At 73.2% G+C, this 12667-nt stretch carries 13 protein-coding genes; 9 read left to right on the top strand and 4 right to left on the bottom strand.

Going from position 1 to position 12667, the window contains the following annotated elements; translation table 11 throughout:
* Positions 1-308 precede the first annotated feature (308 nt).
* From AB0G79_RS07855 to AB0G79_RS07845, 3 genes are all read left to right on the top strand, one after another.
* Entirely contained in the window at positions 309-1067 is a 759-nt protein-coding gene (locus AB0G79_RS07855) for an aminotransferase class IV (protein ID WP_360801812.1), read from the top strand.
* Between the two features lie 281 nt (positions 1068-1348).
* Complete coding sequence (locus AB0G79_RS07850) at positions 1349-1900, top strand: hypothetical protein (RefSeq protein ID WP_360801809.1); 552 nt, start codon at positions 1349-1351, stop codon at positions 1898-1900.
* Positions 1901-2023: 123 nt separating this feature from the next.
* On the top strand, positions 2024-2644 hold the full coding sequence (locus AB0G79_RS07845) for a class F sortase (protein ID WP_360801806.1): 621 nt from the start codon (positions 2024-2026) through the stop codon (positions 2642-2644).
* Here AB0G79_RS07845 and AB0G79_RS07840 read toward each other — a convergent pair.
* On the bottom strand, positions 2628-3437 hold the full coding sequence (locus tag AB0G79_RS07840; RefSeq protein ID WP_360801803.1) for a TSUP family transporter: 810 nt from the start codon (positions 3435-3437) through the stop codon (positions 2628-2630). The two genes, AB0G79_RS07845 and AB0G79_RS07840, sit on opposite strands and share 17 nt — an antisense overlap.
* A gap of 195 nt (positions 3438-3632) precedes the next feature.
* Between AB0G79_RS07840 and AB0G79_RS07835 the strand changes: the two genes are divergently transcribed.
* The 5 genes from AB0G79_RS07835 to AB0G79_RS07815 all read left to right on the top strand — a co-directional run bounded on the left by AB0G79_RS07835 (position 3633) and on the right by AB0G79_RS07815 (position 9276).
* Positions 3633-4874 (top strand): FAD-dependent oxidoreductase, encoded by a 1242-nt coding sequence (locus tag AB0G79_RS07835; RefSeq protein WP_360801800.1) that lies wholly within the window; start codon positions 3633-3635, stop codon positions 4872-4874.
* The gene (nirB, locus tag AB0G79_RS07830) at positions 4871-7408 is read left to right on the top strand and encodes a nitrite reductase large subunit NirB (protein WP_360801797.1); all 2538 of its coding nucleotides are present in this window, start codon (positions 4871-4873) and stop codon (positions 7406-7408) included. The genes AB0G79_RS07835 and nirB overlap by 4 nt, the downstream gene beginning before the upstream one ends.
* Positions 7405-7764, top strand: coding sequence for a nitrite reductase small subunit NirD (gene nirD, locus AB0G79_RS07825; RefSeq protein ID WP_360801794.1), 360 nt, complete (start codon positions 7405-7407; stop codon positions 7762-7764). The genes nirB and nirD overlap by 4 nt, the downstream gene beginning before the upstream one ends.
* Before the next feature lie 37 nt (positions 7765-7801).
* Positions 7802-8389 carry a TetR family transcriptional regulator gene (locus tag AB0G79_RS07820; RefSeq protein WP_360801791.1) on the top strand — a complete coding sequence of 196 codons (588 nt, stop codon included), beginning with the start codon at positions 7802-7804 and terminating at the stop codon, positions 8387-8389.
* A 110-nt stretch (positions 8390-8499) separates the two neighbouring features.
* The gene (locus AB0G79_RS07815; RefSeq protein ID WP_360801788.1) at positions 8500-9276 is read left to right on the top strand and encodes an SDR family oxidoreductase; all 777 of its coding nucleotides are present in this window, start codon (positions 8500-8502) and stop codon (positions 9274-9276) included.
* Between the two features lie 31 nt (positions 9277-9307).
* On the opposite strand, the gene AB0G79_RS07810 is transcribed toward AB0G79_RS07815, so the two are convergent.
* Together AB0G79_RS07810 and AB0G79_RS07805 are read right to left on the bottom strand one after the other, a co-directional pair.
* Entirely contained in the window at positions 9308-9730 is a 423-nt protein-coding gene (locus AB0G79_RS07810; RefSeq protein ID WP_360801785.1) for a VOC family protein, read from the bottom strand.
* Positions 9731-9840: 110 nt separating this feature from the next.
* Positions 9841-10290, bottom strand: coding sequence for a group III truncated hemoglobin (locus AB0G79_RS07805; protein WP_360801782.1), 450 nt, complete (start codon positions 10288-10290; stop codon positions 9841-9843).
* A gap of 180 nt (positions 10291-10470) precedes the next feature.
* Between AB0G79_RS07805 and AB0G79_RS07800 the strand changes: the two genes are divergently transcribed.
* Positions 10471-11628: an alkaline phosphatase PhoX gene (locus tag AB0G79_RS07800; RefSeq protein ID WP_360801779.1), complete on the top strand. Its 1158-nt coding sequence runs from the start codon at positions 10471-10473 to the stop codon at positions 11626-11628.
* Here the strand turns inward: AB0G79_RS07800 and AB0G79_RS07795 are convergent.
* Entirely contained in the window at positions 11598-12629 is a 1032-nt protein-coding gene (locus tag AB0G79_RS07795) for a helix-turn-helix domain-containing protein (RefSeq protein ID WP_360801776.1), read from the bottom strand. The two genes, AB0G79_RS07800 and AB0G79_RS07795, sit on opposite strands and share 31 nt — an antisense overlap.
* Between the last annotated feature and the right edge of the window lie 38 nt (positions 12630-12667).

Here is a 12667-nt window from a genome sequence, read left to right as displayed (position 1 = left end):
AGCGGTGTGCTCTGCCTGGGGGGGGGGGGGGGCGCGGGCGGGGGGGGGGGGGGGGGGGGGGGGGGGGGGGCCGCTGCGCGGGGCCTTCCCCCACCCCGCCCCTTCCCGAAACCGGGGCTCCGCCCCGGACCCCGCGCCTCAAACGCCGGCGGGGCTGAATTTCCAGCCCGCCCGGCGCTTGAGGGCACGGGCGCCAGGCCGTACGGGGGTCCGGGGGCTTGCCCCCGGTTTCGGGAAGGGGCGGGGTGGGGGAAAGGCCCGCCGCAGGCGCCCCCGACCCGCACCCCACCGCCCCGTACCGTGAGGCCATGACGTCCCCCTACATCGAGATCGACGGCACCCCCGCCCCCGACCCCGCCCTCCTCGCCACCCTCATGTCCGGCTTCGGGCACTTCACCGCCTTCCAGGTGCGCGACGGCCGCGTGAAGGGGCTCGGGCTGCACCTCGCGCGGCTCGACCGGTCGACGCGTGAGCTCTTCGGCGAGGGGCTGCCCGGCGACGCGGTCAGGGCCCGGCTCTCCGGGGCCGTCGCCGCCTCGGGACGGCGGGACTGCTCGGCACGGGTGTACGTCTACGGGGGCACCCGCCTCGCCGTCGTCGTCTCCGACCCCGCCCCGGACGCCCTCGGCGCCCCGCAGCGTCTGATGAGCGTGGAGTACCTGCGCCCCGCCCCGCACCTGAAGCACCTGGGCGGCTTCGGCCAGCACTACCACCGGGCGGCGGCCCTGCGGGCCGGCTACGACGAGGCGTTGCTGACCTCCGGGGACGGGGAGGTCGCCGAGGCGGCGATCAGCAACATCGCCTTCTGGGACGGCACATCGGTGGTCTGGCCGACGGCTCCCCACCTCTCGGGGGTCACGATGACCCTCCTCGAACCGCTGCTCGGCTCGGTGCGCCGCCCGGTGTCGCTGACGGACCTGCCGGACCACCGGGCCGCCTTCGTGGCGAACGCCCGGGGCATCGCGCCGGTCTCGGGCGTCGACGCGGTCGACTTCGCCGTGGACGGGGAGCTCATGGCGCGGGTGGGCGCGGCCTACGCCTCCGTCGAGGCGGAGGAGATCGCCTGACGACCGACCGGGGGACCCGCGCGAGCGGCGTGTCACCCGTTCGGCACGGAGTGTCAGCTGACGCCATGAAACCCGTACTGACCTGCGAAAACGTCCGGAATCCAGTGGACACACCGTATCGGACGGCCCAATCCTGATGTCGTGTCAGGAGGCGGGGCGCGCCGCGCGGCTCTTATCTCGGTCACAGAAGGTCCGTCTCGGGAAGTCCCTCCCGGGAGGACCCCCGGCAAGACCGGCACCGTCATGACCGGCACGACCGCTCGCGCGCCCCGGAGGACCCCATGCGCACCACTGCCCGCCTTTTCACCGGTACCGCGCTGACGGTCCTCGCGATCGGGGCGTTCGCCGCCCCCTCGGCACACGCGAACGACAACGGCAACAACGACAACGGCTGGAACAACAACGACCGCGGCAATCACCAGTCCCTGGAGATCTACCCGTCCTCCGCCGAACCGGGGGCGACGGTCACCGTCAACACGCTGGCCTGCGGTGAGCACGGCCACGGCGTCGGTGACGCGAACTCGCTCGGCGCGGGCGAGTTCCAGCTGAGCCCGAGCACCCACAAGGAGGTCGTCGTCGGCCAGTTCCGGGTGCCCGAGCACGTGAAGGCCGGCTCGTACGGCATCAGTGTCGCCTGCGACAACGGGAAGACGGCCCGGGGAGACCTGACCGTCAAGCACCGGGGTCCCAGCGGACACGTCCAGACCGGTGTCGGGGGCAGTATCGGCCCCGACACCGCCCAGGTCACGGCGGGTGCGGCGGTGCTGGCCGCGGCTGCCGTGGGCGGGGTCGTGCTCCTGCGCCGCCGGGCGAGCGGCGCGCAGGGCCGTTAGGGCCCCCCAGGTCGACCGGGCCTGGAGCCCTCCCCCGCCCGTCCTGCCCCCGCCGCGCGCCCGCACACGGCCCGGCGGGGGCGGGGCCACACTCCCACCGACACGTGACACGAGGGATCCCTAGTGAGCAGCAGGAACAAGGGCTGGGGCATAGCCGTGGCCGCCTGCGTGGGCCTCTGGCTGGTCCAGAACGGCTCGCAGGACGTCGCGCCGCCCGTGCCGTCCGCCGCGCAGGCCTTCGCCGCCGGGCCGAGCGTCCACACCGAGGCGGCCGCCGACCCGCTGCCGTACTCGGCGCCGGTACGGCTGCGCATCCCGGAGACCGACGTGGACACCCCGATGATGCGGCTCGGTCTCGGCAGGAACGGTTCGCTGGACGTGCCGCCGGCCGCGGACCGGAACATGGCCGGCTGGTACGGGGACGGCACGCCGCCCGGCGCGAAGGGCACGGCGATCGTCGCCGGGCACGTGGACAACGCGCAGGGGCCGGCGGTCTTCTACACGCTGGGGGCCCTGAAGAAGGGCCACCGGATCGAGGTGGACCGGCAGGACGGCCGCACCGCCGTGTTCACGGTCGACGCGGTCGAGGTGTACGCGAACAAGGACTTCCCGGACCGGAAGGTATACGGGGAGACGGACCGCGCCGAGATCCGGCTGATCACCTGCGGCGGCGGCTTCTCCGAGAAGGGCGGCGGCTACCAGGGGAACGTGGTGGCCTTCGGGCACCTCATCGGAGTGCGTTGACGTCCATGGTCAGCCACTGGTCGTAGCCGAGCTTCACGACCAGCGAGCAGACGACCACGAGCAGCACCCCGCGCACGAACGCGGTGCCCTTGCTGAGCGCCATCCGCGCGCCGATCATCGCGCCCGCCAGGTTGAAGACGGCCATGGCGGCGGCGAGCTGCCAGTACACGTTGCCCTGGTAGGCGAACATCGCGAGCGCGCCCGCGTTGGTGCAGACGTTGACGATCTTGGCGGTGGCGGAGGCGGTCACCAGGTCGAGGTGGAGGACGGCGGTCAGCGCCAGGACGAGGAAGGTGCCCGTGCCGGGCCCGAACAGGCCGTCGTAGAAGCCGATCCCGCCGCCGACGAGGACGATCGCCGTGAGGATCCGCGCGCGGGTGAGGGGCGCCCGGCCCTCCCCTTCCGCCCTCGCGCCGAAGGAGGGCCGGAAGAGGACGAAGCCGGCCACCGCGAGCAGGACGACCATGGTCAGCGGGCGGAGCGCGTCCTTGCTGATCATGGAGACGAAGGAGGCGCCGGCCACGGAGCCGGCGAGCGCCGCGAGTCCGACCCGCACGGCGATGCCGACGGGGACGGGCGTCCTGCGCACGTAGGTGATCGCGGCGCCGGTCGTGCCGACGATGGCGACGGCCTTGTTGGTGCCGAGGACCAGACCGTGCCCGACGCCCGGGAGTCCGATCATCAGGGCCGGGAGCAGCAGCAGCCCTCCCCCGCCCACCACGGCGTCGATCCACCCCGCGACGAGTGCGGCGAGGCAGAGCAGGACAAGGGTGGTCAGCGTGATGTCGGGCATGGCGTGACCCTACGGAGACGATCGTTGCCCCGTCCATGGATCGGCTCGTCGTTGAGCCAGTTCTGAGGTTCCCGGCGGGACGGCGGCGAGGGGCCGGGGCCTCACAGTCTCCCCCGCCCCGCGCGGAGATCAGCGTTCCGTACGGGAAACAGCCGGGATGCCGACGGGTAACACCGGCGACGCACGCTTCCGGGTATGAGTACACGGATCGTGGTGGTCGGGGGCGGAACGGCGGGCGCCCGGCTCGCCCAGCGCCTGCCCGTCACCCTCCTCGGCGAGGAGCGGCACGCCCCGTACAACCGGGTGCTGCTCGCCGACGTCCTCGCCGGGCGGTACGCCCCCGAGGTCATCGCCCTGCCCGACGCCCGGGAGCCGGTGCGGCTCGGGACGCGGGCGGTGCGGATCGACCGGGCGGCGCGGACGGTGGAGTGCGCGGACGGCTCCCTCGTCGGGTACGACCGGCTGGTCCTGGCGACGGGCTCCAACCCGGTCCTGCCGCCGCTGCGCGGCCTGCGCGGCGCCGCCGCCCTGCCGGCGGGCGTCCATCCCTTCCGCACCCTCGACGACTGCCTGGCGCTGCGCGCGCTGGTGCGGCCCGGGGTGCGGGCGGTGGTCATCGGCGGCGGGCTCCTCGGCGTCTCGGCGGCGCGGGCCCTCGCGGAGCTGGGCGCGGAGGTCGTCCTCACGCAGCAGGGCGAGCGGCTGATGGAACGCCAGCTGGACGCGGCGGCCTCGGCGTTGCTCCGCGAGCACGTCGAGTCCCTCGGCGTCGAGGTGCACACCGAGTGCCGGGTGAGCGGCCTGCGGCAGCGGGAGGGCGCGGTGACGGCGGTCGAACTGGCCGACGGCTACGTCCTCGACGCGCAGGTCGTGGTCCTGGCGTGCGGGGTGCGGCCCAGGGTGGCGCTGGCCCGCGAGGCGGGGCTCGACGTGGCGCGGGGGGTCGTGGTCGACGACGAGCTCCGCACCTCGGACCCGTACATCCACGCGGTCGGCGACTGCGCGGAACACGCCGGTCACCTCTACGGCCTGGCGGGTCCGGCCATCGAGCAGGCGGACGCCCTGGCGGACCTGCTGCTCCCGGAGTCGGCCGGTCCCCGCCGCGCCGGCGCCCTCACCGGCACCCGCTACACCGGCACCCGCGCCCTGACCCGCCTCACGCTCACCGGCCCCCGGCCGCTCGATCTCGCCGCGTTCGGGGAGGCGACCGCCCAGCCGGGGGACGACGTCGTGCAGCTGACGGACGCGACCCGGGGGGCGTACCGGAAGGTCGTCGTCCGCGGGGACCGGCTCGTCGGGGGCGTCCTGCTCGGCGACCTCGCCGCGGTCGGCACGCTCGCCCGGGCCTGGGAGGGCGACGAAGCCCTCCCCGAGGCCCCCCTTCTCCACCTGCTCACCCACGAAGGCCACGACGGCCATGACGGAGGCCCCTCATGACCACCCCCACCATCGTCCTGGTCGGCCACGGAATGGTCGGCCAGCGCTTCCTGGAGGCCCTCGCCGAGCGTGGCGTCACCGAGCGCGCCCGGATCGTGGTCCTCTGCGAGGAGCCGCGCCCGGCCTACGACCGCGTCCACCTGACCTCGTACTTCTCCGGCAAGACCGCGGAGGACCTCTCGATGGTCGAGGACGGCTTCCTGGAGAAGCACGGCATCGAGCTGTACGTGGACGACCCGGCGGAGTCCGTCGACCGCGGGGCCCGTACCGTCACGGCCCGTTCCGGCCGCGTCTTCGCGTACGACACCCTGGTCCTGGCCACCGGCTCGTACCCCTTCGTCCCGCCCGTCCCCGGCAAGGACGCCCGCGGCTGCTTCGTCTACCGCACGATCGAGGACCTCCTCGCGATCGAGGAGTACGCGAGGACGGCGACGACCGGCGCGGTCGTCGGCGGCGGTCTGCTCGGCCTGGAGGCGGCCGGCGCGCTCAAGGGCCTCGGACTCGACACGCACGTCGTGGAGTTCGCGCCGCGCCTGATGCCGGTGCAGGTCGACGAGGGCGGCGGCGCGGCCCTGCTCCGGACGATCGAGAAGATGGGCCTGACCGTCCACACCGGCACCGGGACGCAGGAGGTCGTGGCCTCCGCCGACGGCGCCGTGACGGGCATGCGCCTGTCGGACGGCTCCGAACTTTCCACGGACATGGTGGTGTTCTCGGCCGGCGTCCGCCCCCGCGACCAGCTGGCCCGCGACTGCGGTCTCGCCGTCGGCGAGCGCGGCGGCATCACCGTCGACGAGCAGTGCCGTACGTCCGACCCGGCGGTCTTCGCGATCGGCGAGTGCGCGCTCGCCTCGGACGGCCGGGTGTACGGCCTGGTGGCGCCCGGCTACGAGATGGCGCTCACGGTGGCGGACACCCTGGTCGCCGACGAGTCCGGGGAGGGCGGGAAGTCCTTCACCGGCGCCGACCTCTCCACCAAGCTCAAGCTCCTCGGCGTCGACGTCGCCTCCTTCGGCGACGCCCACGGCGCCACCGAGGACAGCCTCGACGTCGTGTACTCGGACTCCCGCTCGGGCGTCTACAAGAAGCTGGTGGTCTCCGGCGACGGCGTCCTCCTCGGCGGCGTCCTGGTCGGCGACGCCGAGCAGTACGGCATCCTCCGCCCGCTCACCGGCTCCGTCCCGCCCGTCTCCCCCGAGCAGCTGGTCCTCCCGGCCGGCCTCGGCGCGCCCGTCGCGCTCGGCCCCTCGGCCCTGCCGGACGACGCCGTCATCTGCTCCTGCCACAACGTCACGAAGCACGCCATCGGCCAGTGCGAGTCGCTCGCCGAGGTGAAGAAGTGCACCAAGGCCGGCACGGGCTGCGGCAGTTGCGTGAAGGTCATCGAGAAGCTGCTGCCGGCCCCGGCCGACAACGGCCTGTGCCGCGACTTCTCGTACACCCGCAGCGAGCTGTACGAGATCGCCCGCACCCTGCGGATCACCTCCTTCGCCGCGCTGCTCGACTCGCACGGCCGGGACGCGGCGAAGGGCGGCGAGGGCTGCGAGGTCTGCAAGCCGACCGTCGGCTCGATCCTGGCGTCGCTCGCCCCGACACTGGGCATCGGCGGGTACATCCTCGACGGCGAGCAGGCCTCCCTCCAGGACACCAACGACCACTTCCTCGCCAACATGCAGCGCAACGGCTCCTACTCGGTCGTGCCCCGCATCCCCGGCGGCGAGATCACCCCGGACAAGCTGATCGTGATCGGCGAGGTGGCACGGGACTTCGGCCTCTACACGAAGATCACCGGCGGCCAGCGCATCGACCTCTTCGGCGCCCGGGTGGACCAGCTCCCCTCCATCTGGACCCGCCTGGTCGACGCGGGCTTCGAGTCGGGCCACGCGTACGGCAAGTCGCTGCGCACGGTGAAGTCCTGCGTGGGCCAGACCTGGTGCCGCTACGGCGTCCAGGACTCGGTGAGGATGGCGATCCAGCTGGAGCTGCGCTACCGGGGCCTGCGCGCCCCGCACAAGCTCAAGTCGGCGGTCTCGGGCTGCGCCCGCGAGTGCGCGGAGGCGCAGTCCAAGGACTTCGGGATCATCGCCACGGCGAACGGCTGGAACCTGTACGTCGGCGGGAACGGCGGCGCGACCCCGCGCCACGCGGACCTGCTCGCCCAGGACCTCTCGGACGCCGAACTCGTCCGGCTCATCGACCGGTTCCTCATGTTCTACATCCGGACGGCCGACCGCCTGGAGCGGACGTCGACCTGGCTGGAGCGCCTGGAGGGCGGCCTCGCCCACCTCAAGGACGTCGTGGTGCACGACTCGCTCGGCCTCTGCGACGAGCTGGAGGCGCTGATGGCCGCGCACATCGAGGACTACCAGGACGAGTGGGCGCAGACCCTGGACGACCCGGACCGGCTGCGGCGCTTCGTCTCCTTCGTGAACGCGCCCGAGACGCCCGACCCGTCGGTCCGGTTCACGCCGGAGCGCGACCAGATCAAGCCGGATCTCACGTTCCTCACCCTGGAAGGGGTCACCTCCCGATGACGACGACCACGCCGACGACGACTGCGACCCTCGAACTCTCCCCTTCCCCCGACGCCTGGATCACGGTCTGCGAGGAGTCCCGGCTCACCCCGGGCCGGGGCGTGGCCGCCCTGCTCCCGGACGGCCGGCAGGCCGCGGTCTTCCGGGACCGGGCGGGACGGACGTACGCGATCGACAACCGCGACCCGTTCACGGGCGCCCAGGTGCTCTCCCGGGGCCTCCTCGGCTCGGTCGACGGGCGGCCGTTCGTCGCCTCGCCGCTCCTGAAGCAGCGCTTCGACCTGGAGACGGGCCGGTGCCTGGACGACGACGAGGTGGCGGTGCCGGTCTACGCGGTCCGCAGCACGACCACGTAACTTGACTGATCGTTCCAGATGATCGTACGGTCCTTTCATGGCCAGGACCAAGGAATTCGATCCCGAGGCCGCGCTCCGGGCAGCCCTGGAACTCTTCTGGGAGCGCGGCTACGAGGCGACGTCGATGGCGGACCTCGTGGAGCACCTCGGGGTCGGCCGGGCCAGCCTCTACGCGACCTTCGGGAACAAGCACGACCTGTACATGAAGGCGCTCGACCGCTACCTGGAGACCCGCGACCCGGAGATCGTCGAGGCGCTCTCGGCGCCGGGTCCGGCCCTGCCGGGCGTGCGGGCGCTCGTCCGCCGCTTCACCGCCGAGGCGGCGAGCGAGGGGCGGCAGCGGCTCAACGGCTGCTTCGTCACCAACTCGGCGGCGGAGCTCGCCCCGCACGACCCGGCGGTCGCCCGGCGGGTCGAGCTCAGCTGGGAGCAGATGGAGACGCTGCTGTACGGGGCCCTCACCCGGGCCCGGGCCGGCGGCGAACTCCCGGCGGACCGGGACCCGCGCGCCCTGGCCCGCATGCTGCTCGTCCTGCTCCAGGGCATCCGGGTCGTCGGCAAGGCGTCGACGGAGCCGGGTCGGGTCCTGGACGCGGCGGAGCAGGCGCTGTCCCTGCTGGACTGAGGGGGACGAGCGAAGGGCGCCCACGGGGGGCGCCCTTTCTTCGGACCCAATTATGGAACGTACGGTCAAGTTCAGAGCATCCGCATCAACCGACGACAGAGGAGTCACCCATGACGTCCGCCCGCCCCACCGCCCGCTTCACCGACCGCTCCGCCCTCGTCACCGGCGCCGGATCCGGCCTCGGCCGGGCCATCGCGCGCGCCCTCGCCGCCGAGGGCGCGAAGGTCGTCGTCTCCGGCCGCACCGCCGCCTCCCTCGCCGAGACGGTGGCGCTGATCGAGGCGGACGGGGGCACCGCGGCCGCTGTCACCGCCGACGTGGCGGACGCCGGGTCCGTGCGGGAGCTCGTACGGCGCACGGTCGAGCTCCACGGCGGGCTCGACGTGGCCGTGAACAACGCGGGCGTCTTCCGGGGCGGGACGAGCACCGCCGACTTCCCGCTCGACGCGTGGCGGGAACTGCTCGACACCAACCTGACGGGCGTCCTGCACTCGCTCCAGGCGGAGATCGCGCACATGCGGGCGCACGGCGGCGGCTCGATCGTGAACATCTCGTCCAACCTCGGCGCCCACGTCCGCCTCCCCGGGCTCTCCGGCTACCAGGTCTCGAAGGCGGCCGTGTCGGCGCTCACCCGGGCCGCCGCCCTCGACCACATCGCCGAGGGGGTGCGGATCAACGCGGTCAGCCCGGGGGCCTCGGAATCCGCCATGTCGCTGCTGCCGGGCGAGACCGAGGCCGAGCGGGACGTCCGGATGAAGGGGCAGTCGCCGCTCGGCCGGCTCACCTCTGCCGCCGAGGTGGCGGCCGCGGTCCTGTACCTCGCGTCGGACGACGCGGGCTCCGCCGTCGGCACGGACCTGGTGGTCGACGGCGGGGTCTCGGCCTGATCCCGGTCCGCCCGCGTCACTGCCGGAGGGGTCAGGCCTGGCCGCCCGCGGCGGCGGCCGGGTCCATCCAGAAGACCTCCCAGTGGTGGCCGTCGAGGTCGGCGAAGGAGCGGCCGTACATGAAGCCCATGTCCATCGGCTCCTTCGCCGGGCTGCCGCCGGCGGCCAGCGCCGCGTCGGCGAGCTCGTCGGCCTTCGCGCGGCTCTCGGCGCTCAGGGTGATCAGCACCTCCGTCGCCTTCGTCGCGTCGGAGATCGCCTTGCCCGGGGCGGTGAAGCTCGCGAACTTCTCCTCCGTGAGCAGCATCGCGAAGATCGTGTCGCTGATGACCACGCAGGCGGCGGTCTCGTCGCTGAACTGCGGGTTGATGGAGTAGCCGAGCTTCTCGTAGAAGGCCTTGCTCGCGTCGAGGTCCTTCACGGGCAGGTTCACGAAGATCATCTGCGGGGCCATGGCGGGTGCTCCTGGTTCGTTCGGTGCTGTCGGGAGGTAAGACGGGCCCGCCTCCCGGAACTCATCGCCGTCCCGGAGAATTCTTCGAAGATTTTTTCGCTCGGGCCACCTCAGGCGGCCGAGCGGAGCCGGAGTGCCGCCAAAGGGATGAATCCGCCCTCGCCGCCGCCGGTCGGGGCGTCGCGCCCCGCGAGCCTGCGCAGCAGCGAGAGCGCGATCCGCTCGCCCTGCGCCTTGGCCCGGTCGGCGAGCGGGCCCGCGTGGAGGCCGTCGACGGTGGCGTGCCAGAGCTGCACCCAGCGGCCGAAGTGGGCGGCGGTGAGGGGGCGGGCCGCGTGGAGCGCGGCGTGCGGGGCGAAGGCGTCCTTGCGGTACTCGGCGGTACGCAGGAGGGCGCGCTCCCAGAAGTCGGTGATGCCCGGCAGATGGGCCTCCAGGTCCGTCCCGGCGACCTCGGTGAAGAAGGGGCCGACGAGGGGGTCGGCGAAGGCGGCGCCGTAGAAGCGGCGGAGCAGGGCGTCGAGGTCGGCGCGGTCGCGGATGTCCCTGGTGGCAGCCATGCGCCCCAGTGTCGCGCACGGGTCGAGCGCCCTCCAGAGACGAAGGTCCCGGTGGTGTCCTCTTCCGCTTCACCGCTTGTTGATGCACAGTCAACTCCGTACTCCTAGGTTCCGGAAGCGCGCGACCCCGCCGCCGACCGGCGAGGCGGGGCGGTTCATCACCCTCATCAGGAGTGAGACGTGGAGCGACGCAGTTTCCTGCGTGGAGCGGTCATCGGCACCTCCGCCGCCGCCTTCGGCGGCAGCCTCTGGCACGGGGCGGCCTTCGCCGCTCCCGCCCAGCCCGGCGCGGGCCCCTACGGGGCGCTCGGCGCGGCGGACGCGAACGGCATCATGCTGCCGGCCGGATTCACCAGCCGGGTGATCGCCCGGTCCGGCCAGACCGTGACCGGCACCTCGTACACCTGGCACAACGCCCCCGACGGCGGCGCCTGCTTCGTCGACGGCACGGGCTGGATCTACGTCTCCAACTCGGAGATCAACCCGAGCGGCGGCGCGAGCGCGGTCAGGTTCAACTCCTCCGGCACGGTCACCGGCGCGTACCGCATCCTCTCCGGCACCCGCCAGAACTGCGCCGGCGGCGCCACCCCGTGGAACACCTGGCTGTCCTGCGAGGAGGTGTCCCTCGGATACGTCTACGAGTCGAACCCCTGGGGCGGCACCGCCTACCGCCGGGACGCGATGGGCAGGTTCAAGCACGAGGCCGCCGCCGCCGACCCGGTCCGCAAGGTCATCTACCTGACCGAGGACGAGACCGACGGCTGCTTCTACCGCTTCATCCCCACGACCTGGGGCAACCTCTCCTCCGGCACCCTCCAGGTCTTCAAGGCCTCCACCGCCACCTCGGGCACCTTCACCTGGCAGAACGTGCCGGACCCGGACGGCGCGCCGACCACCACCCGCAACCAGGTCTCCGGCGCCAAGCGGTTCAGCGGCGGCGAGGGCTGCTACTACGCGAACGACACCGTCTGGTTCACCACCAAGGGCGACAACCGCGTCTGGCAGGTGAACCTGGCCGCCGGGACGTACGAGCTGGCCTACGACGACTCGCTGGTCTCCGGCGGCGGCGCCCCGCTGACCGGCGTCGACAACGTCACCGGCACCTCCTCCGGCGACCTGTTCGTCGCCGAGGACGGCGGCAACATGGAGATCTGCGTCATCACCCCGGACGACGTCGTGGCGCCGTTCCTGCGGATCACCGGCCAGTCGAGCTCCGAGATCACCGGCCCGGCCTTCTCCCCCGACGGCCGCCGCCTGTACTTCTCCAGCCAGCGCGGCACGAGCGGCAGCTCGTCGGGCGGCATCACCTACGAGGTGACCGGGCCGTTCCGCGCGTAGGACCTGCGGGAGCCCAGCTCCACCGTCCGCCGGCCGCCGCCCAGGAGGGCGGCGCCCAGCGGCGTCAGGGTGTGCAGGACCGCGTTGCCGTGGCGCAGGGTCGCGATGAGCCCGGCCTCGCGCAGGACGCCCGCGTGCTGGCTCGCGGAGGCCAGGGAGACCCCGGCCCTGCGGGCCAGCTCGCTCGTCGTCCCGCCGTCGCCTATGGCGTGCAGGACCGTCGAGCGGGTCTGGCCGACCAGCTTGGCCAGCGAGGAGCCACCCGGCGCACGGACGGTCGGCGCCTCGCCGTGGGTGATCGGGTAGACGAGCACCGGCGGCAGCGCGGGATCGCGCAGCACGACCGGGGTGCCCCGGCAGAAGTACGAGGGCTGGAGCAGCAGCCCCCGGCCGTCCAGGTGGACGTCCCGGTCGACCGGGTAGTCCGCCTCCAGGACCGGCGCGCGCCAGCGCAGCATCGGCGGCAGCGAGGCGAGGAGCTCCTCGGCCCCGCCGTCGAGCAGGGCCCGGCCGCGCCGCGCCCGGTCCGCCTCCACCCGGGCCCGCAGATGCGGCCAGTACGGCTCGATCGCGGCCCGGTGGTAGCTCCGCAGGGCCCCCACGAGCCGGTCGAAGGGCTCCGCGCCGCCGTCGGCGAGGGCGCGGAGCGAGTGGGGGACCGTACGGGCTCCGGAGCGGTCGGCCGCGAGGAGCGAGAGCTCGGAGCGCAGCCGGCCCGGCTCGGTCCCGCGGATCGCCTGGAGCCCTTCGTCGAGTCCGTGGACGCCTTCGGCGGGCGTCAGGAAGTCCGGGAAATATCCCCGGCTCGGGACGAGCGCGGCGAGGAGCCGGGTCTCACCGCCGAGCCTCGTCCTGGCGTCCGTGCGCCATTCCTTGTAGACGACGGATCCGCGGCGGTCTCTTAAGCGGTGAAAACTCAGAATGGTTTCCCACAGAACATCAGGCCGTGCGGCCGTCCGCACCCCCGCCAAGTCGTTTCCTGTGAAATGAATCCGCAGCATGATGACGTCCCCACCTGTGCACTCGCAACCACCCCCGG

The organism is Streptomyces sp. NPDC020807, from assembly GCF_040641575.1.
Classification (GTDB): Bacteria; Actinomycetota; Actinomycetes; order Streptomycetales; family Streptomycetaceae; genus Streptomyces.
The sequence above is the reverse complement of the archived record's forward strand: the minus strand, read 5'-3'. Positions and strand labels throughout refer to the sequence as shown.